Here is a 23974-nt window from a genome sequence, read left to right on the forward strand (position 1 = left end):
ATCCTACGCGGTGAAACGGGCCTCGATCGCCTCGCCGTGGGCGGGGAGCACCTCGGTGTCGGCCAATGCGACCACGCCCTCCCGGACCGCCGCCAGAGCGGCACGGTCGTACGAGACGACCTGCTGCGGGCGGAGGAACGTGTAGGCGCCCAGGCCCGGGGCGTAGCGCGCCTGCCCTCCGGTGGGCAGGACGTGGTTGCTCCCGGCCATGTAGTCGCCGAGGCTGACCGGGGTCTGATCGCCGACGAAGAGGGCACCGGCGCTCGTGAACGCGGCTGCCGCCTCCTCCGCATCCGCGAGGTGCAGTTCCAGGTGCTCCGGGGCATACGCGTTGCTGAACGCGACAGCCATCGCCCGATCGTCCACGAGCACGATCGCCGACTGCGGTCCGGACAGTGCGGCCGCGACGCGCTCGCTGTGCCGCGTGCGCCCCGCCTGCCGTTCGACCTCTCCCCTGACCTGCTCCGCGATCTCCGCGGAGTCCGTCACGAGGACGGCAGAGGCCTGCTCGTCGTGCTCGGCCTGGCTCACGAGGTCGGCGGCGATGAGCCGCGGGTCGGACGTGGCGTCCGCGACGACGAGGATCTCGGTGGCCCCGGCTTCGGAGTCCGTGCCGACCACGCCCGCGACGGCGCGCTTCGCGGAGGCGACGTAGTTGTTGCCCGGTCCGGACACGACGTCGACGGGATCGAGTCCCAGGCTTCCGACGCCGTGGGCGAGGGCTCCGATGGCTCCGGCTCCGCCCATGGCATAGACCTCGGAGACCCCGAGCAGCGCGGCCGCAGCCAGGATGGTCGGGTGCACGCGGCCGTCCTCATCCGCCTGCGGTGGCGAGGCGAGGGCGATCTGCTGCACCCCGGCGACCTGCGCGGGCACGACGTTCATGACGACGCTCGACGGGTAGACGGCCTTGCCGCCGGGGATGTAGACCCCGACGCGGGAGACCGGCTGCCAGCGCTGCGTGATGGTCGCGCCGTCGCCGAAACGTGTGACCTGCGGGGCCGGCACCTGCGCGGCCGACGCCGATCGCACGCGTCGGATCGCCTCCTCCAGGGCCGCGCGCACTGTGGGGGCCAGCCCCTCCAGAGCTTCCTGGAGGTGGGACGCGGGCACCCGCACCGCGTGGCCGGTGACGCGGTCGAAGCGCTCCGCCTGCTCGCGGAGGGCCTCCTCGCCGCGCTCCCGGACATCGTCGACGAGACGCGCGGCGGTGTCCAGAGCCTCGGCCCGCGCCTGAGTCGCGCGCGGGACGGCCGCGAGCATGTCGGCGGGCGAGAGCTCGCGCCCCCGCAGATCGATCGTGCGCATGTCAGCCCTTCGTGATGCCGGCGATGTCGTGGAGGTAGCCGATGCGGCCGTCGTCATGACGGACCACGAACGCGCCGCCCCGATCCTCGATCACGAGGGCCCAGGCCGTCGGACCGATACGGAAGATCGGCTCGCCGCGCTCGTCGTGCACGTCGCGCTCCGTCGGCGCGAGGATCCAGAAGGGCTGCGCCACGTCCGCGTTCTCGCGCGGCGCGGCGTACCCGTCCTCACGGCTGTCGCCGACGACCGGGTGCACGGCCGTCGCGTCGTCCGCCTCCGGTTCCCGGTATGCGGCGAGCTCTTCCTCGGTGAGCGCCTTGGCTCCGAGGAGGGACTCGATGCTGCCGGTGTCCGACACGATCTCGGGCTGCTCGCCACGGGAGCGACGCGAGTACGGCGGGGCGTACTCCGGCTCGGAGGAGACGGGAACGGTTCCGGTTCCCCCTCCGGAGGCGTGCGCGGTGAGCGGGACCCGACCCGCGTCGTCCGCGATCCCGCCGTCGGCGGCGTCATCGGAGCCTTCATCGGAGGCCGCATCAGCGGTGCGGGCCTCTGCAGGAGCGACATCCGCCGTCGACGATGCGCTGTCGGGAGTCGCGATCACGGCGGTCTCATCCTCCGCCGGAGCCGCGGTGGCCACGGACGGCGACGCGTCGGCCTCCGCGGCGGCGGTGGTGTCCGTGGTTGTCTCGGGACGCGGACGAGGGATCACGGGACGGACCGGGTTCGCGTTGCGGTGCGCGAGAGTGACGAGCCGCCCCTGGAAGTCCTCCTTGAGGCCCGGGATGAGCGGGGCGAAGACGGTGAGCACGACGAGCGCGGTCGACGTGATGACCTGCACGACGGCGTTCCAGGGCAGACCCCAGTTGCCGGTGGAGATGACGGCCGAGAGGGCGAGCCACAGGTTGCCGGCCCACACGCACGCCGAGACCGAGAAGGCCACGGAGGCGAACTGATCGATGCCGAGCGACCCCACGCGGCGGATGCCGTCGGGCGAGAACCGCCGGAGCACGAGGAGGAACACGGCGACCGTCGGCACGCCGATCGGCAGGATCCACTGGATGCCGATGCCCCAGAGCGAGATCCCGCCGCTGAGCGGGAAGAAGGACACGAGGAAGGAGACCAGCCAGACTCCGACGATCAGCAGCTCGCGCAGCGTGAATCCGAGGATGCCGTACTCCGGCGTGACCTCGTCGTCGTAGAGGACGCCGTCCTCGTCGCTGAACACCGCCTCGGCATCCGGCTCGGGAAGATCCGTGCTCATAGTCGTCCTTTCCTCATCGGCGCACCACGACTTTCCGGTGCTCTCGACGGCTCCCGATCCTACCCGCTCACCCCAGACAGGTTGGTCCGAGCAGCGACTTGAGGTCGCCGAAGAGATCGGCCGACACCTTCACGGGCATGGGCACCTCGAACACCTTCGCGGTGCCTCCGCGGTGCACGCGGAGCAGCACCTCGGTGTCGCCGCTGTGCCGTCGGAGCACCTCGGCCAGCTCGGTCATGACCCGTTCCGTCGCGCGCTGCTCGGCGAGGACGAGCGACAGGGGCCCTGCCGCATCGAAGGAGCCGACGTCGGGCGCGAAGGCGGACTGGGCATGCAGGTTCAGGCCGTCGTCGCGGCGGGAGACGCGCCCACGCACGGCGAGGATCGCATCCTGCTGCAGCGTGTGCTGGAACTCGAGGTAGGTCTTTCCCATGAACATCACGGTGACCTCGCCGTTGAAGTCCTCCACGGTGATCATGCCGTAGGGGTTGCCGCTCGCCTTCGCCACTCGGTGCTGCACGCTCGTGACGAGGCCCGCCACGGTGACCTGATCGCCGTCCTGCAGGTCCTCGGAGTTGTTGAGGTCGTGGATCGAGATCGAGGCATGCTTGGCCAGCGGCACCTCGAGACCCGCGAGCGGGTGATCGGAGACGTAGAGGCCGAGCATCTCGCGCTCGAACGCGAGCTTGTCCTTCTTGATCCACTCCGGACGCGGAGGGACCTTCGCGGGTGCCGCCTCCTCCATGCCGTCATAGAGACTGTCGAAGTCGAAGCCGATGGCGCCCTGCGCCTCGTTGCGCTTCCTGTCGACAGCCGCCTCCACGGCGTCTTCGTGGATCTCGAGGAGCGCCCGACGGGTGTCCCCCATCGAGTCGAAGGCGCCGGCCTTGATGAGCGACTCCACCGTGCGCTTGTTGGCGACGTGCAGCGGCACCGTGTCGAGGAAGTGATGGAAAGAGGTGAACCGCTCATCCTTGCGCGACTGCACGATGCCGTCGACGACGTTCGTGCCGACGTTTCTGACCGCCCCGAGACCGAAGCGGATGTCGTCGCCGACGGCCGCGAAGAAGTTGATCGACTCCGAGACGTCCGGCGGGAGCACCTTGATCCCCATCCGGCGACACTCGTTCAGGTAGAGCGCCATCTTGTCCTTCGAGTCGCCGACGCTCGTGAGGAGGGCGGCCATGTACTCGGCCGGGTAGTGCGCCTTGAGGTAGGCGGTCCAGTACGACACGAGCCCGTAGGCAGCGGAGTGCGCTTTGTTGAAGGCGTAGTCCGAGAACGGCAGGAGGATGTCCCAGAGGGCCTTGACCGCTCCCTCCCCGAAGCCGCGCTCGGTCATGCCCGCCGCGAAACCGGCGTACTGCTTGTCCAGCTCGGACTTCTTCTTCTTTCCCATCGCTCGGCGCAGGATGTCGGCCTGACCGAGGCTGAACCCGGCCACCTTCTGCGCGATCGCCATGACCTGCTCCTGGTAGATGATGAGCCCGTAGGACTCCTCCAGGATCTCGGCGAGCGGCTCCGCCAGCTCGGGGTGGATCGGGGTGATCTCCTGCTGCCCGTTCTTGCGCAGCGCGTAGTTGGTGTGGGAGTTGGCTCCCATCGGCCCGGGACGGTACAGCGCGATGAGGGCCGAGATGTCACCGAAGTTGTCGGGCTTCATGAGCCGCATGAGCGAGCGCAGCGGCGGACTGTCGAGCTGGAAGACGCCGAGCGTGTCGCCGCGGGCCAGCAGTTCGTAGACGGCGGGGTCGTCGAGACCGAGGTGCTCGAGATCGAGCTCCTCGCCCCGGTTCATGCGGATGTTGTCGAGCGCGTCCGAGATGATCGTGAGGTTCCGGAGGCCCAGGAAGTCCATCTTGATCAGACCGAGGGACTCGCACGACGGATAGTCGAACTGCGTGACGATCTGACCGTCCTGCTCGCGACGCATGATCGGGATGATGTCGAGCAGGGGCTCGGACGACATGATGACGCCGGCGGCGTGCACGCCCCACTGCCGCTTCAGCCCTTCGAGGCCGAGCGCGCGGTCGAAGACCGTCTTCGCCTCGGGGTCGGTCTCGATGAGAGCCCGGAACTCGCTCGCCTCCTTGTAGCGCGGGTGCGCGGAGTCGAACATGCCGTCGAGGGGCATGTCCTTCCCCATGACGGCCGGGGGCATCGCCTTGGTGAGCCGCTCCCCCATGCTGAACGGGAAGCCGAGGACACGCCCGGCGTCCTTGAGGGCCTGCTTCGACTTGATCGTGCCGTACGTGACGATCTGTGCGACCCGCTCGGACCCGTACTTCCTGGTCACGTACTCGATGACCTCGCCGCGGCGGCGGTCGTCGAAGTCGACGTCGAAGTCGGGCATCGACACGCGGTCCGGGTTGAGGAACCGCTCGAAGATCAGACCGTGCTCGAGAGGGTCGAGGTCGGTGATCTTCATCGCATAGGCGACCATCGAACCCGCACCGGAGCCACGGCCCGGACCGACCCGGATGCCGTTGTCCTTGGCCCAGTTGATGAAGTCGGCGACGACGAGGAAGTACCCGGGGAAGCCCATCTGGAGGATGATGCCGGTCTCGTACTCGGCCTGCTTGCGCACCTTGTCCGGGATGCCGTTCGGGTACCGGTAGTGGAGGCCCTTCTCGACCTCCTTGATGAGCCAGCTGTCCTCGGTCTCGCCCTCGGGGACCGGGAACCGCGGCATGTAGTTCGCCGAGGTGTTGAACTCCACCTCGCAGCGCTCGGCGATCAGGAGCGTGTTGTCGCAGGCCTCCGGGTGGTCCCGGAAGAGCTGCCGCATCTCGGCCGCGGTCTTGATGTAGTACCCGTCGCCGTCGAACTTGAAGCGGTTCGGGTCGTCGAGCGTGGAGCCGGACTGCACGCACAGCAGGGCCGCGTGGGCGTCGGCCTCGTGCTGGTGGGTGTAGTGCGAGTCGTTGGTCGCCACGAGCGGGATGCCGAGGTCTTTCGCGAGACGCAGCAGGTCCGTCATGACCCGGCGCTCGATCGACAGGCCGTGGTCCATGATCTCGGCGAAGTAGTTCTCCTTGCCGAAGATGTCCTGGAACTCCGCTGCGGCCGCGCGGGCGGCGTCGTACTGGCCGAGCCGCAGCCGCGTCTGCACCTCTCCGGACGGGCACCCCGTCGTGGCGATGAGCCCCTTGCCGTACGTCTGGAGCAGCTCGCGGTCCATACGCGGCTTGAAGTAGTACCCCTCCATGCTCGACAGCGAGCTCAGCCGGAAGAGGTTGTGCATGCCCTCCGTGCTCTGGCTCCACATGGTCATGTGGGTGTACGCGCCCGAACCCGACACGTCGTCGCTGCGCTGGTCTGCCGAGCCCCACTGCACGCGGGTCTTGTCGCTGCGGTGCGTGCCCGGGGTGACGTACGCTTCGAGACCCACGATGGGCTTGATGCCGGCGTTGCGCGCGGCGTTGTAGAACTCGAACGCCGCGAAGGTGTTCCCGTGGTCCGTCACCGCGATCGCCGGCATGCCGTAATCGGCGGCCGCCTGCGTCATCGCGTTGATCTTCGCAGCCCCGTCGAGCATCGAGTACTCGCTGTGCACGTGCAGGTGGACGAAGGAGTCGGATGCCATGCTTCGAGTCTACGTTCGGCCCCGGACACGCGGCGGCGTCGGCTACCGGTTCACGCTTTCTCGCGGAGGTCCAGCCGCATGAGCACGCGAGGGAAGCCGTCGAGGACCGAACCCGTGTCCGCCGCCTTCTCGAACCCCGCGCCCTCGAAGAGCCGCCGGGTCCCGACATACGCCATCGTGAGATTCACCTTCGCCCCGGCGTTGTCGACCGGATAGCCCTCGATCGCGGGCGCGCCGCGTTCCCGGGCATAGGCGACCGCGCCCTCGATGAGCGCGTGGGAGACCCCCTGCTTGCGGTGCCCAGGGCGGACCCGGAAGCACCACAGCGACCACACGTCGAGGTCGTCGACATGCGGGATGAGGCGATTGCGCGCGAAGCTCGTGTCGCGTCGAGGGTGCAACGCCGCCCAGCCGACCGGCTCGTCGTCGAGGTAGGCGAGCACGCCGGGAGGAGGATCCTGGTGGCAGAGCTCACGCACCCGCTCGGCCCGTGCGGGACCGCGAAGGGAGACGTTCTCCTTGTTGCCGATCCGATAGCTCAGGCAGAAGCAGACGTTCGACGTCGGTTTCTTCGGTCCCACGACCGCGGCGACGTCGTCGAAGACCGTCGCGGGGCGCACCACGATGCTCATGCGGTCAGTGTGGCGGAGACCACGGACACCGGCGCGCTGACGCCCCGGCGGATGGACTATTCCCCTCGCAGCACGTCCAGCGCGTGCTGGAAGTCCTCCGGATAGGGCGAGGCGAACTGCACCCACTCCCCCGTCGTCGGGTGGGCGAAGGCCAGCTGATGCGCATGCAGCCACTGACGCGTGAGTCCGAGGCGGGCCGAAAGCGTCGGGTCGGCGCCGTAGAGCGGGTCCCCGACGCAGGGGTGCCGGTGTGCCGCCATGTGCACGCGGATCTGATGCGTACGGCCCGTCTCCAGGTGGATCTCGAGCAGGGAGGCACCGGGAAAGGCCTCGAGCGTCTCGTAGTGCGTCACGGAGGGCTTGCCGTCCGGGACGACGGCGAACTTCCAGGAGTGGTTCGGGTGCCGACCGATCGGCGCATCGATCGTGCCCACGAGCGGGTCCGGATGCCCCTGCACCACCGCGTGGTAGATCTTCTCGACCGTGCGCTCCTTGAACGCCCGCTTGAGAGCGGTGTAGGCGGCCTCGCTCTTGGCGACGACCATGAGTCCGCTCGTCCCCACATCCAGCCGGTGCACGACGCCTTGACGCTCCGGTGCACCGCTGGTGGCGACGCGGAACCCCGCGGCGGCGAGAGCACCGACGACCGTGGGCCCCTCCCACCCGAGCGAGGGGTGCGCGGCGACGCCGGTCGGCTTGTCGACGACGACGATGTCGTCGTCGTCGTAGACGATGCCCAGCTCAGGCACCGCGATGGGCACGATCTTCGGCCCCTCCTTCGGCTCCCACTCGACGTCGAGCCAGGCACCGCCCCGCAGGCGGTCGGACTTGTCGAGGGTGACGCCGTCCAGGCGGACGCCGCCGGACGCGGCCACCTCCGCCGCGAAGGTCCTCGAGAACCCGAGGAGCTTGGCGAGGGCGGCGTCGACCCGCGTGCCGTCGAGCCCGTCCGGGACGGGCAACGAGCGGGACTCCACGCTCAGCGCCCCTCGGACGCGGCCGCGGCCTCGGCGTCCTCGTCGGTCTCGACCGGGGCGTGGTCCTTCTCCCGCGTGCCGTCGAACCGGAGGCCGAACACCACCAGCAGGGCGACCGAGATCATCCCGGTGACGATGAAGATGTCGGCGACGTTGAAGATCGCCGGCATCATCCACGGCATGGAGATCATGTCCACGACGTGACCCACGGGGAACCCGGGCTCCCGGAACAGACGGTCCGACAGATTCCCCAGCACGCCCCCGAGGAGGCAGCCGAGGACGACCGCCCAGAGACGCGACCGCAGGCCAAACGCCTTCCAGACGATGACGCCCGCGACGACCGCGAGGGCGATGGTGAAGATCCACGTCACGCCAGAGCCGAGCGAGAACGCCGCGCCGGGATTGCGCACGTAGTAGAGCTGCAGGAACTCTCCGAGAACCGGGACCGCCTCGTGCAGCGGCAGGTTCTCGATGGTGAGGTACTTCACAAACTGATCGGCGGCCAGCACGACCGCTGCGAGAATCGCAACGATCGCGCCGGCCGCCGACCGACGAAGGGGACGACGTCCTGACAAGAGGGCGCCTTACAGGCCGATCGCGGAGACCGGCGTCGAGTCCGTGGAGCCCGACTTCTCGTCGAGCTCGCGGAGCTGGCCCTCGATGTAGCCGCGGAGCTGCGAGCGGTAGTCGCGCTCGAAGTTGCGCAGCTCGGTGATGCGGGCCTCCAGCGTGTTGCGCTCGCGCTCGAGACGTGCGGTCTCCTCGCGCTGCTTCGCCTCGGCCTCGGTGCGGATGCGGGCGACCTCGGCCTCGGCCTCGGAGATGAGCTGGTCGCGCTTGGCCTCACCCTCGGCCACGTGCTCGTCGTGCAGACGCTGCGCGAGCTCGATGATGCCGGCGGTGGCGGTGGCGGAGCCGGTCGGTGCGGCGTCGGCGGCGGGGGCCTCGGCCGCGGGGGCCGGGGTGGATGCAGCGGCAGCCGGCTCGGCGGCGGCAGCGGGAGCAGGGGTGGAACCCGACTCGTACGCGGCGAGCTTCGCCTTCAGCTCGGCGTTCTCCTCGAGGGCCTTGCGCCACTCGATGACGATCTCGTCGAGGAAGTCGTCGACCTCGTCCGGGTCGAAGCCGTCCTTGAAGCGGACGTGCTGGAACTGCTTGGTGACGACGTCATCCGGGGTAAGTGCCATGGGTGGCTCCTCTTTCGATGAGTTCGATTGCCAGTACCGATGTATGGCGTGTTCGTGATGTGGCGCGAACCCGGGGCGCGCACCTGGGTGCCAGCATAGCCCCCGAGCCTTGGGGTCGCGATGCCACGACACCCAGGCTCGGAGAACTCCAGCCGTCCCCGGGCGCGACACGCGGGGTGGTCAGCGGATGAACAACCGGACGATGTTCATCAGGATCAGGACGACCAGAAGGGTCAGCGCGAAGCCGAAGTCCAGCGAGAGCTGACCGATGCGCAGCGGAGGGATGATCCGCCGGAAGAACCGGATGGGCGGATCGGTGACGGTGTACACCGCCTCCGCGGCGACGAGGCCGAAGCCCTTCGGACGCCATTCCCGATTGAACATCGGGATGTAATCCAGGATGAGCCTCGCGAAGAGCACGAGGATGTAGACCAGCAGCACCAGATGGACGATGCTGGCGAGGACCGAGACCAGCTGCACGGTCTACGAGTGGTCGAAGCCCGCAGACTCGGCGCCTGCGTGCGCGATACCCCCGTGACCGGACACCGCGATGTTCTCCGGCGAGAGCAGGAAGACCTTGGAGGTCACCCGCTCGATCCGGCCGTAGAGGCCGAGGGAGAGACCGCTCGCGAAGTCGATGAGGCGGCGCGCGTCGGCGTCGCTCATCTGGGAGAGGTTGATGATGACCGGGACGCCCTCGCGGAAGCTCTCCGCGATCAGCTGGGCGTCGCGGTACTGCTTCGGGTGGACGGTGAGGATCTCGTTCACGGCTCCTGCTGCGGGCTGGCGGACGGCGACGGGACGACGGAGCGGCGTGACGGGGGCCGGAGCCGGCTCTTCGCGCTCACGCTCGCGCTCGCGCTGGGCGCGCGCGGATGCCGGCGTCTCCTCTTCGTAGACCTCTTCCTCGTCGGCGAGGCCGAGATACACCATGGTCTTCTTCAGCGGGTTACCCATCGTGTCCTCCGGTTCGAACGTTTCGGGCTGGTCTTGTCACAGGTTAACCCCGGGCGGGGCGCGGTCCCGTGATTGCGGAACCGATCCGCAGGTGTGTCGCGCCGGCGGCGATGGCCTCGGCGAAGTCGCCGGTCATCCCGGCGGAGATCCACGTCGCGTCGGGAGCGACGGTCCGCACGTCGGCGGCGATGTGGTGCAGACGGGCGAAGGCGCTCGCGGGGTCCTCGTCGAGGGGTGCGACGGCCATCACGCCCCGGAGCCGCAGCGAGGGCAGGCTGAGCACGTGCTCGGCCAACGCCACCGCCGACGCCGGCGCCACCCCTCCCCTGCCCTCGTCCTCGGTGAGGTTCACCTGCACGAGCACGTCGAGCACCTCGTCGGTATCTGCGGCACGATGCAGGGCGTCGGCGAACCGGTCACGGTCCACGGAGTGCACGACGTCGGCGCTCCGCCTGATCGCCGCGGCCTTGTTCGTCTGTCCCTGTCCGATGAAGTGCCACTCGAGGTCGAGCGCGGAGAGCTCGCCCGCCTTGGCGGTGAGCTCCTGCTGTCGGTTCTCCCCCACCGCGTGCACCCCGAGGGCGTGCAGATCGCGCACCAGCGAAGCGGGGTGGAACTTCGTGACGACGATCCGGGTGATCTCCGCGGGAGACCGCCCGGCGGCACGCGCGGCGTCGGCGATCTTGTCGTCGATCGCCGACAGCCGCGCGGCCAGATCCGATGGCGCCGAGGCGCCGACCGGTGTCGTCACTTCAGGAATTCGGGGATGTCGATGTCGTCGTCGGCGAAGGCCGGCTCGATGCTCGTCGCCGGTGTGCGCGGTGCCGCGGACGCCGGGGCGGGCTCGGGCGTGCTCTTCTCGGCCGCAGGCTCGCTGGTCTCCGACAGCGCCACCTCGGGAAGGGATGCGGTCGAGGGACGCGAGACGACCATCGGGTCCAGTCGCAGCGAGGGCTCCCCGCCGTCGAAGCCCGCGGCGATCACGGTCACCCGCACCTCGTCGCCGAGCGTGTCGTCGATGACCGTACCGAAGATGATGTTGGCCTCGGGGTGCGCGGCCTCCTTGACGAGGTCCGCCGCGTCGTGGATCTCGAAGATGCCGAGGTTCGAGCCACCCTGGATCGAGAGCAGCACCCCGTGGGCGCCTTCGATGGAGGCCTCGAGCAGCGGCGACTCGACGGCGAGCTCCGCCGCCTTGATCGCGCGGTCGGCGCCGCGGGCCGAGCCGATGCCCATCAGGGCGGATCCGGCTCCCTGCATGACCGACTTCACATCGGCGAAGTCCAGGTTGATGAGACCGGGGGTCGTGATGAGGTCGGTGATGCCCTGCACACCGGCGAGGAGGACCTGGTCGGCGGTGGCGAACGCCTCGATCATCGAGATGCCGCGGTCGCTGATCTCGAGCAGACGGTCGTTCGGGACGACGATGAGGGTGTCGACCTCTTCCTTCAGCTTCGCGACGCCCGCCTCGGCCTGGCTCTGGCGGCGACGCCCCTCGAAGGAGAACGGCTTCGTGACGACACCGATGGTGAGCGCACCGATCGACTTCGCGATGCGGGCGACGACGGGAGCGCCACCCGTTCCGGTGCCACCGCCCTCTCCGGCGGTGACGAAGACCATGTCGGCGCCGGTCAGCGCCTGCTCGATCTCCTCCGCGTGGTCCTCTGCGGCACGACGACCCACCTCGGGGTCGGCACCGGCACCGAGGCCGCGGGTGAGCTCGCGGCCCACGTCCAGCTTGACGTCGGCGTCGCTCATGAGCAGCGCCTGGGCGTCGGTGTTGACGGCGATGAACTCGACTCCGCGGAGACCGAGCTCGATCATGCGGTTGACGGCGTTGACGCCGCCACCGCCGACGCCGACGACCTTGATCACGGCGAGGTAGTTCTGGTTCTGGCTCATGGCCGGCCTCCGATTAGTAGAGCCTGGAAGGGGGAACCTTAAACCTCAACTAGAGGTGTAAAGTATTTCCCGGTATTGCGTTCTCTCAGATCGAAGGTAAGCGCCGCCCGCCCGCGCGCCCGCAACGCCGTGGGCGTGTCGCGCCATTCCTGCGGAAAGCGCTCAGCCGACGACCGCGACGTCGGGCGAGGTCACGTCGATCGACGAGGCCGTGGGGTTCTTCACGAGCGCCGCGGAGAGCGCGAGCGCCTTCAGCGCGCTGTCTTCCTCGCTCCCCCACACGACCGTGAGGCCGGAGTCGAGGGTGAGGGTCACGTCGTCCGCCGTCGAGGCACGGACGCCGGTGAGGGCGCTGCGGATATCGGCGGGGAGGGCACGCACGACGAGCCCGGCGCTGCGGAACGCCGAGGAGTCCACGCCGCCCTCGACCTCGACGAGCGGCTGACCTGCCGGGCGCTCCTCGGTCGTCGAGAGCGCGACGCCCGCGGCGTCCACGAGGGTGAAGCCGGCACCGGACTCGATCACGCCGATCGGTGTGCGCTCGACGATGCGGACCGTGAGGTCGTGCGGGGGTCTCGCCTCCAATGCGTAGGTCTCGATGAGCGGGAAGGCCAGCAGCGCGGCCTTGACCTCACTGGTGTCGACGAGCGCGAGCGGCGTTCCCATCTGGTCCGCCAACGCACCCTCGATCACCGCCGGATCGATCGTGGTCGTCCCGGTGACCGTGATGCGCTCGACCGCGAAGAGCGGACTGTAGGCCGCCGCGACGCTTCCGCCGATCAGCAGCACGATCGCGCCGACGACGCTCAGCCAGGTGATGCGGCGCCGACGCGAGCGCTGGGTGAACCGACGGATCTCCGCGCGGAGGGCCTTGCGACGCGCGCGCGCAGCCCGCCAGACGTCCATCGAGGAGCTCGGGACGTCCGCTTTCTGCTCCCCCTCGACCCCGGGGGCGACGAGATGGTCCTGGACAGCCTCGTCCGCCGGCGACGGAGCGGCACGGCGGCGGCGGAGGCTGCGCGCGGATGCGGCGTCCGTCTCCTCCGGTGCATCCGGGGCGCTCGGGAGCGGGGGCGGCCGGCGCATGGGCTACGCCCCGTCGGTCCGGCGCAGCGAGTCCAGCACCTGCGGGATGATCTGATAGACGTTGCCGCAGCCGAGGGTCACGACGAAGTCGCCGTCGGTCGCCACGGATGCCGTGTAGTCGGCCGCCTCCTGCCAGTCGGCGACGAAGTGCACGCGGGAGGGGTCGTGGAACGCGCCGCTCACCAGCTCGCCGGTGACGCCGGGCACCGGATCTTCCCTGGCACCGTAGACGTCCAGCATCACGGTGTGGTCGGCGAGCTCCTCCAGGACGTCCGCGAACTCCTGGTACATGTGCTGCGTCCGCGAGTAGGTGTGCGGCTGCTGGATCGCGATCAACCGTCCGGAGCCGGCGATGCTGCGCATGGCTTCGAGCGCCGCACGCACCTCGGTCGGGTGGTGGGAGTAGTCGTCGTAGACCGTGACCCCGCGCTCCTCGCCATGACGCTCGAGACGACGGACGGTCCCCGCGAAGCCTTCGACGGCGCGCACGGCGTCGCGGAGCGGGTGGCCGAGCGCGAGCAGCACGGCGACCGCCCCGGTGGCGTTGATCGCGTTGTGCACGCCGGGGACGGCGAGCTGCATTCGCTCGGTCTCGCCGCCGTGCGAGACGACCGCGGCGACGGGACCTGCCGTGACGATCTCGCTGACTCGGACGTCGGCACCCTCGGCCTGACCGAACGTCAGGACCCGCGGGTGGGACAGTCCTGCCAGCACCCGGAGCGCGCCAGGGTCGTCGCTGGAGATGACGACCGCCTCCGACGCGGCGTCCGCGAAGCGCACGAAGGCGTCGTGGAAGGCCTCGTCCGAGCCGTAGTGGTCGAGGTGGTCGGGGTCGACGTTCGTGATGAGCGCCACCGCCGTGTCGTAGAGGAGGAAGGTGCCGTCCGATTCGTCGGCCTCGATGACGAAGAGGTCGCCGCTCCCGGTGGCGCTGGACGTGCCGAGCTGCTCGATCACGCCACCGTTGACGAAGTGCGGATCGGCGCCGAGGTCACGCAACGCGGTGACGATCATGCCCGTCGAGGTCGTCTTGCCGTGCGCACCCGCCACCGAGACGAGGCGTCGCGTGCCGATCAGCCAGTGCAGCGCCTGGGACCGGTGGATGACGTGGAGGCCCCGCTCCTTGGCGGTGACGAACTCGGGGTTCTCCGGCCAGATGGCGCCGGTGTGCACGACCGTGTCGGCGTCGCCGAGGTGGGCGGCATCGTGACCGACGTGCACCGTCGCGCCCGCGGCGGCCAGCGCCCGCAGGTTGTCGCTGTCGGCACGGTCGCTGCCGGAGACGCGGATACCCGCGTCGAGGAACATCTTGGCGAGTCCGCTCATCCCGGATCCACCGATGCCGATGAAGTGCGCGGAGGTGATCGTGTCGGGGATGGGGAGGGAGAGGTCGGGTCTAATCATGTCCGCTTCAGTCTACTTTTCGTTCGCGTCCGGGCGGCGGCGTCACGCCGCACCGAGGGCACGATCGATCATCGCCACGACGTTCTCGGTCCCGGTGCGGGTGCCCACGGTCTCCGCGGCCTCCGCCATCCGCCGGATGCGGTCGGGATCGCCGAGCAGCGGCACGACGATCCGCCGGACGGCGTCGCCGTCGAAGGTCGCGTCGTCGAGGAGCTGCGCGGCACCGGCGGCCACGGCCGATCCCGCGTTCAGACGCTGCTCCCCGTTGCCCACCGAGTACGGCACGTACAGCGCGGGGATGCCGAGCGCGCTGATCTCGCTGACCGTCGCCGACCCCGAGCGCGACACGATGAGGTCGGCCAGGGCGAACGCCAGATCCATGCGGTCGACGTACCGCCGGAGGGCATAGCCGGCGACGCCCCGATCGGGAAGGCCGCTGCGCTCCCCCGTCACATGCAGCAGTTGCCAGCCCGCGGCGAGGATGTCGCGCCAGGAATCCGCCAGAGCGTCGTTCAAGCGCTGCGCTCCGAGCGAGCCGCCGAAGACGAGCAGCACGGGGCGATCGGGGTCGAGCCCGAAGTACTCCGCGGCCTCGGCGCGCCGTGCCACCCGGTCGAGCGTGATGACCTCGCGCCGCAGCGGCATGCCGACCACCTCGCTTCCGCGGAGGGGCGTCCCGGCGAACGCGACGCCCACGCCCGCGGCCGCACGGGCACCGAGCACGTTCGCCAGCCCGGGCTTCGCGTTGGCCTCGTGGACGACGAAGGGCACGCGCTCGCGACGCGCGGCGACGTAGGCGGGTGCGGAGGCGTAGCCGCCGAAGCCGACGACGACGTCGATGCCGCGCTGCCGGATGTGCGCGCGCACCTGCGCGATCGCCCGACGGAATCGCGCGGGGAACGCGGCGGCCTGCGCGTTCGGCCGCCGCGGGAACGGCACCTTGTCGACGATGAGCAGCTCGTAGCCGCGCTCGGGGACGAGGCGGGACTCCAGGCCTTCGGCCGTGCCGAGCACGAGGACCGTCGCGTCGGGGTCGCGCTCGCGGAGCGCGTCGGCGACGGCGAGCAGCGGATTGACATGGCCGGCGGTGCCACCGCCGGCGAGGAGGTACGAAGTCACCTCGCGACCCTACCCCGCTCGGCTGACTGCTTCTCGGCGACCGGGATGGTCCGCGCGAAGGCCAGCAGCACACCGCAGGCGATGAGCACGGCGAAGAGCGCCGTCCCTCCCTGGGACATGAAGGGAAGGGGCACACCCATCACCGGGAAGACCCCGATGACGACGCCGATGTTCAGGACGGCCTGGCCGACGATCCAGACCGTGATCCCCCCGGCCGCGACGCGGATGAAGGGGTCCGAGGTCTTGCGGATCACGTGGAACGCGCCCACCGTGAAGAACGTGAAGAGGGCGAGCACGACGATGCAGCCGATCAGCCCCAGCTCCTCGCCGACGATCGCGAAGATGAAGTCGTTGCCGGCGGCGGGCAGCCACCCGTACTTCTCCTGGGAATTGCCGAGACCGAGGCCGAAGACACCGCCGGAGGCCATGCCCCAGATGCCGTGGATCGACTGGTAGCAGTCCGTGTAGTACAGCGCCATGTCGTCGCAGGTGGCGGTGATGCGGCGCATGCGGTCCTCGCTGGAGAGCGCGTACGCCAGCACCGCGACCACGCCCAGGATCATCGGGATGATGAACAGCCGCAGCTTCACGCCGGAGAAGAAGAGGCAGCCGAGGAGGATGAGGACCATCACCATCGCGGTGCCGAGGTCCTTGCCCGCGAGCACGGTGCCGATCGCCAGCGCGCCGACCGGCACGACGGGGATGAAGACGTGGTGCCAGGTGCCGAGCATGGTCTGCTTGCGCAGCAGCACCGCGGCGATCCACAGGGCGAGCGCCAGCTTGAGGAACTCGGACGGCTGCATCTGGAAGCCCGCCACCTGGATCCAGTTCCGGTTTCCGCCGTCGGCGATGCCGAGCGGCGTGAACACCAGGAGCTGGAGGGCCACCGCGCCGAACAGCGCCGGCCAGGCCATGCGCTTGAGGAACTCCACGGGGAAGCGGCTGATGAGGAACATCATCGGGATGCCGAGCAGGGCGAACACACCCTGCCGGAGGGCGCCGTCCAACGGGTTCTGCGCGTTGGCCACGGCGGTGGCGCTCGTCGCGGACAGCACCATGACGAGGCCGAAGATCGTGAGGAGCAGGGCGGTCGACGCGATCAGCAGGAACTCGGTCGAGACCGGCGTGAACCGGCGCCCGAGCGAGACCCGGGCCGCGAGCCCGCCCGACTCAGACCGCGGAGGGCGAGCCACCTGCGTCATCGGTGCTCCCCCGATCGATCCATTCCTGCACCGCTTCGGCGAAGCGGTGGCCGCGATCCGCGTAGCTGGAGAACTGGTCGAAGGATGCGGCGGCGGGAGCGAGGAGCACGGTGCCCTCCCCGTCGACGATCCCCGCCGCGATCTCCACGACGCGGTTCATGACCTGTCCAGTGTCGCCAGCATCGACCTCGAAGACCGGCACCGTCGGCGCGTGTCGCTCGAATGCCGCGACAACGGCCGTGCGGTCCACTCCGATGACGACCGCCGCGCGCGCGGTCGAGCCGGCGTCCGCGACGAGATCGGCGATGTCGACGCCCTTGAGATCGCCGCCGACGACCCATACCGCGCCCGGGTACGCGCGCAGCGAGGAGGCGGCGGCGTGCGGGTTCGTCGCCTTGGAGTCGTCGATCCAGGTGATGCCGGCATGCCGCGCGACCACCTCGATGCGGTGCGCGTCCAGCCGGAAGCCCTGCAGCGCCCCGTGGATCGCCTCGGGCTCGATTCCGAGGGACCGGGCGAGAGCACTGGCGGCGAGGATGTTCTGCACGATGTGCGGGGCCGACAGCCCTGCCGCCTCCAGGTCGGCGACCGTGGTCAGCTCCAGGGCGCTGCGCGCGCGGTCGTCGAGGAAGGCCCGATCGACGAGCAGCCCCTCCACGACGCCGAGGTCGCTCGGGCCGGGGATGCCCAGGTCGAAGCCGATGGCACGAGCGCCGTCGACGACCTCGGCCTCCTCGACCATCCGCCGCGTGGCCTCGTCGGCCTTGTTGTAGACGCAGGCGACGCGGGTGTTCCGGTAGACCAGTGCCTTTGCGTCCCGGTACGCCTGGGCGCTGCCGTGCCAGACGAGATGATCGTCGGCGAGGTTGAGGCAGACCGCGGCGTGCGGGAAGAGCTCCCCCTCCGGGCGCGACAGGCCGAGATACCAGAGCTGGTGGCTGGAGAGCTCGACGACGAGCACGTCGAAGCCGGCGGGATCCCGGACCGCGTCGAGCACGGGGACGCCGATGTTGCCGCAGGGTGCGGCGCGCAGTCCGCCGGCGACGAGCAGCGTCGCCGTGAGCTGGGTCGTGGTCGTCTTGCCGTTGGTGCCGGTGATGAGCACCCAGTCGGCCGGCGTGCCGTCCGCGCGGAGGACCTTGTCACGCACGCGCCAGGCGAGCTCGACGTCGCCCCAGAGCGCGATGCCCTCGTCCTGGACCCAGCGGATGACGGGGTGCGACGGAGCGAAACCCGGGGAGGCGATGACGACCTCGGGCGCGAACGCCGTCAGCGCCTCGGGCACGGCGTCCAGCGGACCGAGCTCCAGCCGGGCGCCGATGACGGGGAGCAGACGGGCGTACTCCTCTTCCGCCGACGCGCTCAGCACGAGGACGTCGGCACCGAGCTCGGCGAGGGTGTCGGCGACGGAGAAGCCGGTCATGGAGAGGCCGAGGACGGCGACGCGCAGGCCACGCCAGTCGGCGTGCCAGCTCGTCAGCCCGGCCAGGCGCTCAGCCGACACGGGTCAGCCATTCCACGTAGAAGAGACCGACGGCGGAGACGGCGAGCAGACCCGCGATGATCCACATGCGCACCACGATGGTGACCTCCGACCATCCCCGCATCTCGAGGTGGTGGTGGAACGGGCTCATGAGGAAGAGCCGCTTGCCGCGGGTGATCTTGAAGTAGGCGCGCTGCAGGATCACGGATCCGGAGGCGAGCACGAAGACACCGGCGATGATGAGGAGCAGCAGCTCGGTACGGGTCATGACCGCCATCGCGGTGATGACGCCGCCGATGGCCATCGAACCCACATCTCCCATGAACACCTTGGCCTTCGGGGCGTTCCACCACAGGAAGCCGATGAGGCTGGCAGCGAACGAGGCCGAGATGATGGCGAGGTTGAACGGGTCGCGCACCTCGTAGCAGCCGCCGAGGGAACCGGGGTCTCCGCCGATGCAGGGCTGCTTGAACTGCCAGAACGCGATGAGGCTGTACGCACCGACGACGATCACGCCCGCACCGGCGGCGAGGCCGTCGAGGCCGTCGGTGAGGTTGACGCTGTTGGAGGTCGCGACCCCGATGATCGAGATCCAGGCGAGGTAGAGGATCCAGCCGAGGATGACGCCGAACGCGAAGAGGTTCAGCCACGTGATGTCGCGGAAGAGGGAGATGGACGCACTGGCCGGCGTCTGCCCCCACTTGTTCGGGAAGTTCAGCGCCACGATCCCGAACGGGATCACGACGATGAGCTGCCCGATCACCTTGCGCCACCCGGAGAGCCCGAGGCTGCGCTGGCTGCGCACCTTCATGTAGTCGTCGATGAACCCGACCACGCCGAAGCCGACCATGAGCCAGATGACGAGGATCGCGGACAGCGCCGGGGTCTCGCCGCTGACGAGGACGCCGGTGAAGTAGCCGACGATCGAGCCGAGGATGAAGATGACCCCGCCCATCGTGGGCGTGCCGCGCTTGGCCTCGTGGCTCGGGTTGCCGGCGGCTTCCGGGGTGCGGATGACCTGCCCCCAGCCCCACTTCCGGAAGAGCCGGAGGAAGACGGGAGTCAGGAAGAGAGTGAAGGCGAGCGAGATGGCCGCCGCCATGATGAGGGACCTCACGAGAACAATTCTCCCAGACGATCGCCGAGATGCCGGAGGCCCACGGAGTTGGACGACTTCACGAGGACCCGGTCGCCGTCGCGCAGCTCGGTGCGGAGGTACTCGAACGCGGCGTCCTGGTCCGGCAGATGCACGGCCTCGCTGTCCCACGATCCCTCGCCGACGGCGGCGAGGTACAGCCGACGGGCCTCCGGGCCGACCACGACGATGCGCCGGATGTTGAGGCGCACCGCGAGGAGGCCGATGCGGTCGTGCTCCTCCCCCGCGCTCTCGCCGAGCTCGCTCATCGCGCCGAGGACGGCGACGGTGCGCTCGTCGGGGCCGGTGATCTGGGCGAGGGTCCGCAAGGCGGCTGCCATCGAGTCGGGGCTGGCGTTGTACGCGTCGTTGATGATGCGGACGCGGTCGTTGCCCAGGGGCTGCATGCGCCAGCGCTCGGCGATCTCGACGGTCTCCAAGCGGGCGACGGCGTCGGCAGCGGCCACACCGAGCTCGACGGCCGCGGTGATCGCGGCGAGGGCGTTCGTGACGTGGTGCGCGCCGAGGACGCGCAGCCGCAGCGGCAGCCGCTCCCCCGCGACCTCGATCACGCACTGCGTGCCGGAGGCCGAGACCTCGATGTCGCGCGCGTGCACGGCGGCCGCGGCGGACTGGCCGAAGCCGACGACCCGGAGGCCGCGGCTCTCCGCGAGCTCGCGCATCGCCCACACCCGGGCGTCGTCGGCGTTGAGCACGGCCGTGCCGGGCACGCGGGCCGCGGCGACGAGCTCGGACTTGGCCTTCGCGGTGGCCTCGATGCCGCCGAAGCCCCCGGCGTGCGCCATCCCGACCATGAGCACGACGACGAGGTCGGGCTCGACGAGGCCGGCGAGCCGCGCGATGCTGCCCGGCGCGGCGGCGCCGAACTCGCTCACGAGGAAGCGGGTGTCGTGCGTGACGCGGAGCATCGTCACCGGGGCGCCGACCTCGTTGTTGAAGGACTTCACCGGAGCGACGGTCTCGCCCTCGTCCTCGAGGATGCGGGCGAGGAAGTTCTTCGTCGTCGTCTTGCCGTTGGAGCCGGTGATGCCGACGATGCGCAGGTTCCCGCCAGCGCGTACGCGCGCCACGACCTCGCGGGCGAGGTCGCCGAGCGCGGCGACGGCATCCGAGACGACGATCTGTGAAACCGCGACGTCGACCGGACGCTCGACGATCGCCAGCACCGCGCCGGCTTCGACAGCGGCGCCGACGAAGCGGTGTCCGTCCGTCTCGGCTCCGGGCTTGGCGACGAAGATCGACCCGGCCTCCATGGTTCGGGAATCGGTGTCGACGATGCCGTCGACCACCGTCTCCGGCGTGTGCTCTCCGGCCACGCGCAGCTCACCACCGACGGCGGCGGCGATCTCAGCGAGCGTCAGGGCGATCATGTCATCTCCATGCGCGGCTCTCGCCGGCTATCCGAACTTGGGGAGGAGCGCGTCCATCGGGACAGAGGACGGCATCACGCGATAGGTCTTCATCACCTGCGTCATCGCCTTCTGGAAGGCGGAAGCGGTGGCCGCGGACGATACAACCTTAGTCGGCTCGTCGAGGGTCACCACGACGACGTACTGGGGGTCGTCGACGGGAGCGAAGCCCACCATGCTGGTGTAGTAGACGCCCGCCTTGTAGCCGCCCTTGCCGTCGGACACCTGTGCGGTACCGGTCTTGCTGGTCACGCGATAGCCGGGCACCTGGATGCGATCCGCGTTCCCGCCCTGCACGGCCACGTTCTCGAGCATGCGCGTCAGATCGGCCGCGGTCTGCTCCTTCACGATCTGCTCGTGCTTCGGCTTCGGGGTCTCCGTGACCGTCCCGTCGGGTGCGGTGCAGGACTCGACCATCGTCAGGTCGATCTTCTCCCCGCCGTTGGCGATGGCCTGGTATGCGCCGGCGAGCTGAGGAGCCGTCACGGTGAAGTACTGGCCGAACGTCGTGGTGTACAGCGACTGGCTGTCCCAGTCGCTCACCGGGTGGAGGATGCCCCCCACCTCGGAGGGGAAGTCCAGCGTCTTCTGACCCACGCCGAAGCGCTGCAGGTAGTCGTAGCGGACCTCGGGGGCGACCATCGTGCCGAACTTCGACAGCGCCGTGTTGGACGAGTCGATCAGTCCGCCGGCCAGCGTGTAGTTGTACGCGGGGTGGCTGAACGCGTCGTTGACCACGGCGCCGTTGGGGAAGGTCTCCCGCGACGAGGCCGTGACGGTGCTGAGCGGAGTGAGGCCGGCACCCTCCATCGCCGCCGCCGCCGTGATCGCCTTGAACGTCGAGCCCGGCTCGAAGTCGCGGTGGAAGATCTGGCTGTAACGGGTCTCCGGCGTCGAGGAGTCCAGGTCGTTGGGGTCCATGGCCGGCCACTCGGCGGCGGCGCGGATCTTGCCCGTGCCCACCTCGACCACCGTCACGGTCCCGCCCTTCGCGCCCTGCTTCTGGGCCTCCTCGCCGACCATCTGCTGGAGGTACCACTGGAGGTCGCTGTTGATCGTGAGCTGCACGGTGCCGCCGTTCACGGCGTCGGTGACGGACTCGCTGCCCGGGATCACGACCCCGTCCTTGCCCTTGCGGTACGTCTTCTCACCGTCCACGGGCGCGAGGCACGACTCCTCGAGCTGCTCCACACCGGCTTTGGCCTCGCCCGTGTTGTCGAGGAAGCCGAGCACGTTGCCGGCGACCGCGCCGTTCGGATAGACCCGCGTCTCACGCGGCTTCAACGCCAGGTAGGACCCGAGGCCGAGGTCGCGGAGCGCGATGTACTGCTCGGTGTTCAACCCGGTCTTCAAGGGCGCGTACTGGCTGTTCGGGTTCTCGGCCAGGGCGTCCGAGACCCGCTTGCGGATCTCGTCGCCCGGCACGCCCGTGATCTCGGCGATCTTCTCGGAGGCCTCGGCCCACGGCAGCGCCGGGTCCTTCTCCTCCGTGAGTCGGATCACCTGCGGGCTGAGCTGGGCGTCGTACACCATGACGCTCGACGCGAGGACGGTGCCCTCCGCGTCGACGATGGAGCCGCGCTGTCCGGGGATCGTCGACCCGTCCCCGATGTGCTCGAGGGACTGGCTGACGTGCTCGTCGGCGCTCACGACCTGGATGTCGATGAGGCGGACGACGAACGCCACCAGCACCGAGAGGATGACCGCCAGTGCGACGACGGTGCGTCGCCGCGGTCCGCGCGTGGCTCGTGTCGTCATGGGATCTCTCCGTCGATCGGGATGGTCAGTGGGTCGTGGGGCTGGGGAGGCCGTCGGTGAGGGCGGGCGGCAGATCCGTCGCGGGCGGAGTCCCGCCTGTGGACTCCTCCGCGGTCTGCTCCGCCGCGGGCGTCTCCTCGGTGACGAGGACGTTGCCGACGGCCGCCGGTCCGTGGGGGTCGACCGTCGAGATCCCCTCCGCGCCGGCACCGGCGCCGAAGACCGCGCCGTCGCTGAGACGCAGATACGAGGGCGCTCCCGCGACGACCATGCCGAGGTCGGCCGCATTGCCGGCGAGCACCTGCGGAGAGCTCAGACCCGTGAGCTCCTCCTTCAGTGCATCCGTGCGGAGATCGAGCTCGCGCTGCTGGGAGGTGAGCCCGGCGAGGGTGAACGAGTCCTGCGTGATGGCCAGGGAGAGTCCGACCTGCGCGGCACCGATCGCCAGGGCTCCGCCGAGGGCGACGAGCGCGTAGGCGAGCTTCGGCTTCCGCCGCCGCGCCGGCGCCGTCACGGGCTGGAGGCGGCGCTCCGGGGTCTTCTCCGGGACGACCGGCTGCAGCGGCAGGGTCGGCTTGCGGACTGCGTTCATGCTCATGCGCTCTCCCGCACCTTCTCGGCGGCGCGCAGGCGCACCGGTATCGCACGCGGGTTGCGTGCGCGTTCTTCGTCGTCGGCGAGTTCCGCCCCCTTGGTCAGGATGCGGAATCGGGGGGCGTGCTCCGGCAGCTCGACAGGGAGGCCGGCGGGCGCCGTCGAGGAGGACGCGGCGGCGAAGGCCTGCTTCACCAGCCGGTCCTCGAGGGACTGGTACGACATCACGACGATGCGACCGCCGACGGCGAGAGCGTCCATCGCGGAGGGGATGGCGTCCGCGAGCACGTTCAGCTCCGCGTTGACCTCGATGCGCAGCGCCTGGAACACGCGCTTCGCGGGGTGCCCCGCACGCTGTGCCGCGGCGGGCGTCGCCGCCACGAGGATGTCCACGAGCTCCCCGGAGCGGGTGATCGGCTGCTTCTGGCGGGCGTCGATGATGAAGCGGGCGTACCGTGCGGCGAGCTTCTCCTCGCCGTACCGCTCGAAGATGCGGCGCAGGTTCCCCTCGCTGTACGTCGCGATGACGTCGGCGGCGGTGATGCCCTTCGTCTGGTCCATCCGCATGTCGAGCGGAGCGTCCTTGGAGTACGCGAAGCCGCGTTCGGCCTCGTCCAGCTGCAGCGACGAGACGCCGAGGTCGAAGAGGATCCCGGCGGCGCCCTGGGCGTGCAGACCGATCTCGTCGTAGACCGTGTGGACGAGCGTGACGCGGTCGCGGAACCGGGCGAGCCGCTCCCCCGCGATCTTCAGCGCGTCGGTGTCGCGGTCCAGGCCGATCAGGCGGATGCCGGGGAAGCGCTCGAGCAGCGCCTCCGAGTGCCCGCCCATGCCGAGGGTGGCGTCGACGAGCACGGCGCCGTCCTCCTGGAGGGACGGCGCGAGGAGCTCGACGCAGCGGTCGAGCAGGACGGGGGTGTGGATGTCGCGGAGGTTCATGATCTCTCTCG

21 protein-coding genes are annotated in these 23974 nt (G+C 69.8%); all 21 read right to left on the reverse strand.

The genetic code is table 11. The features are described from left to right. Positions 1 to 3: 3 nt before the first annotated feature. Positions 4 to 1308, reverse strand: coding sequence for a histidinol dehydrogenase (gene hisD, locus B7W94_RS17370; RefSeq protein ID WP_025105072.1), 1305 nt, complete (start codon positions 1306 to 1308; stop codon positions 4 to 6). Between the two features lies 1 nt (position 1309). Then, a complete protein-coding gene (locus B7W94_RS17375; protein WP_085607875.1) occupies positions 1310 to 2572 on the reverse strand; it encodes a hypothetical protein in 1263 nt (420 codons plus the stop codon). A gap of 67 nt (positions 2573 to 2639) precedes the next feature. Further along, complete coding sequence (gene dnaE / locus B7W94_RS17380) at positions 2640 to 6158, reverse strand: DNA polymerase III subunit alpha (RefSeq protein ID WP_025105074.1); 3519 nt, start codon at positions 6156 to 6158, stop codon at positions 2640 to 2642. 50 nt (positions 6159 to 6208) lie between these two features. After that, positions 6209 to 6790, reverse strand: coding sequence for a GNAT family N-acetyltransferase (locus B7W94_RS17385; protein ID WP_062766878.1), 582 nt, complete (start codon positions 6788 to 6790; stop codon positions 6209 to 6211). A gap of 56 nt (positions 6791 to 6846) precedes the next feature. Beyond that, entirely contained in the window at positions 6847 to 7767 is a 921-nt protein-coding gene (locus B7W94_RS17390; RefSeq protein ID WP_025105078.1) for an RluA family pseudouridine synthase, read from the reverse strand. Between the two features lie 2 nt (positions 7768 to 7769). Further along, a complete protein-coding gene (gene lspA, locus B7W94_RS17395) occupies positions 7770 to 8342 on the reverse strand; it encodes a signal peptidase II (RefSeq protein WP_283398736.1) in 573 nt (190 codons plus the stop codon). 9 nt (positions 8343 to 8351) lie between these two features. Then, positions 8352 to 8954 (reverse strand): DivIVA domain-containing protein, encoded by a 603-nt coding sequence (locus tag B7W94_RS17400; RefSeq protein ID WP_085607877.1) that lies wholly within the window; start codon positions 8952 to 8954, stop codon positions 8352 to 8354. A 180-nt stretch (positions 8955 to 9134) separates the two neighbouring features. Further along, on the reverse strand, positions 9135 to 9434 hold the full coding sequence (locus B7W94_RS17405; RefSeq protein ID WP_025105081.1) for a YggT family protein: 300 nt from the start codon (positions 9432 to 9434) through the stop codon (positions 9135 to 9137). Between the two features lie 3 nt (positions 9435 to 9437). Further along, complete coding sequence (locus tag B7W94_RS17410; RefSeq protein ID WP_085607879.1) at positions 9438 to 9911, reverse strand: cell division protein SepF; 474 nt, start codon at positions 9909 to 9911, stop codon at positions 9438 to 9440. Positions 9912 to 9954: 43 nt separating this feature from the next. Further along, entirely contained in the window at positions 9955 to 10662 is a 708-nt protein-coding gene (locus tag B7W94_RS17415) for a YggS family pyridoxal phosphate-dependent enzyme (protein WP_085607882.1), read from the reverse strand. Further along, the gene (gene ftsZ, locus B7W94_RS17420; RefSeq protein WP_085607884.1) at positions 10659 to 11813 is read right to left on the reverse strand and encodes a cell division protein FtsZ; all 1155 of its coding nucleotides are present in this window, start codon (positions 11811 to 11813) and stop codon (positions 10659 to 10661) included. The genes B7W94_RS17415 and ftsZ overlap by 4 nt, the downstream gene beginning before the upstream one ends. A gap of 162 nt (positions 11814 to 11975) precedes the next feature. Continuing rightward, on the reverse strand, positions 11976 to 12899 hold the full coding sequence (locus B7W94_RS17425) for an FtsQ-type POTRA domain-containing protein (RefSeq protein WP_085607886.1): 924 nt from the start codon (positions 12897 to 12899) through the stop codon (positions 11976 to 11978). Between the two features lie 3 nt (positions 12900 to 12902). Beyond that, a complete protein-coding gene (gene murC, locus B7W94_RS17430) occupies positions 12903 to 14303 on the reverse strand; it encodes a UDP-N-acetylmuramate--L-alanine ligase (RefSeq protein ID WP_025105086.1) in 1401 nt (466 codons plus the stop codon). A gap of 42 nt (positions 14304 to 14345) precedes the next feature. Then, a complete protein-coding gene (locus B7W94_RS17435; RefSeq protein ID WP_085607888.1) occupies positions 14346 to 15422 on the reverse strand; it encodes a UDP-N-acetylglucosamine--N-acetylmuramyl-(pentapeptide) pyrophosphoryl-undecaprenol N-acetylglucosamine transferase in 1077 nt (358 codons plus the stop codon). Continuing rightward, a complete protein-coding gene (gene ftsW, locus B7W94_RS17440; RefSeq protein ID WP_025105088.1) occupies positions 15419 to 16624 on the reverse strand; it encodes a putative lipid II flippase FtsW in 1206 nt (401 codons plus the stop codon). Before ftsW ends, B7W94_RS17435 begins: the two co-directional genes overlap by 4 nt. Next, complete coding sequence (gene murD / locus B7W94_RS17445; RefSeq protein WP_085607890.1) at positions 16593 to 18128, reverse strand: UDP-N-acetylmuramoyl-L-alanine--D-glutamate ligase; 1536 nt, start codon at positions 18126 to 18128, stop codon at positions 16593 to 16595. The genes ftsW and murD overlap by 32 nt, the downstream gene beginning before the upstream one ends. Then, the gene (gene mraY, locus B7W94_RS17450; RefSeq protein WP_025105090.1) at positions 18118 to 19224 is read right to left on the reverse strand and encodes a phospho-N-acetylmuramoyl-pentapeptide-transferase; all 1107 of its coding nucleotides are present in this window, start codon (positions 19222 to 19224) and stop codon (positions 18118 to 18120) included. The genes murD and mraY overlap by 11 nt, the downstream gene beginning before the upstream one ends. Then, positions 19221 to 20633 carry a UDP-N-acetylmuramoyl-tripeptide--D-alanyl-D-alanine ligase gene (locus tag B7W94_RS17455; RefSeq protein WP_025105091.1) on the reverse strand — a complete coding sequence of 471 codons (1413 nt, stop codon included), beginning with the start codon at positions 20631 to 20633 and terminating at the stop codon, positions 19221 to 19223. The genes mraY and B7W94_RS17455 overlap by 4 nt, the downstream gene beginning before the upstream one ends. Positions 20634 to 20660: 27 nt before the next feature. Further along, complete coding sequence (locus tag B7W94_RS17460) at positions 20661 to 22430, reverse strand: peptidoglycan D,D-transpeptidase FtsI family protein (protein WP_025105092.1); 1770 nt, start codon at positions 22428 to 22430, stop codon at positions 20661 to 20663. A 25-nt stretch (positions 22431 to 22455) separates the two neighbouring features. Continuing rightward, positions 22456 to 23028 carry a hypothetical protein gene (locus B7W94_RS17465; protein ID WP_025105093.1) on the reverse strand — a complete coding sequence of 191 codons (573 nt, stop codon included), beginning with the start codon at positions 23026 to 23028 and terminating at the stop codon, positions 22456 to 22458. Beyond that, the gene (gene rsmH, locus B7W94_RS17470) at positions 23025 to 23963 is read right to left on the reverse strand and encodes a 16S rRNA (cytosine(1402)-N(4))-methyltransferase RsmH (protein ID WP_025105094.1); all 939 of its coding nucleotides are present in this window, start codon (positions 23961 to 23963) and stop codon (positions 23025 to 23027) included. The genes B7W94_RS17465 and rsmH overlap by 4 nt, the downstream gene beginning before the upstream one ends. Positions 23964 to 23974 lie beyond the last annotated feature (11 nt).

Origin of the sequence: Microbacterium sp. LEMMJ01 (assembly GCF_002114135.1) — a bacterium.
Taxonomy (GTDB): Bacteria; Actinomycetota; Actinomycetes; order Actinomycetales; family Microbacteriaceae; genus Microbacterium.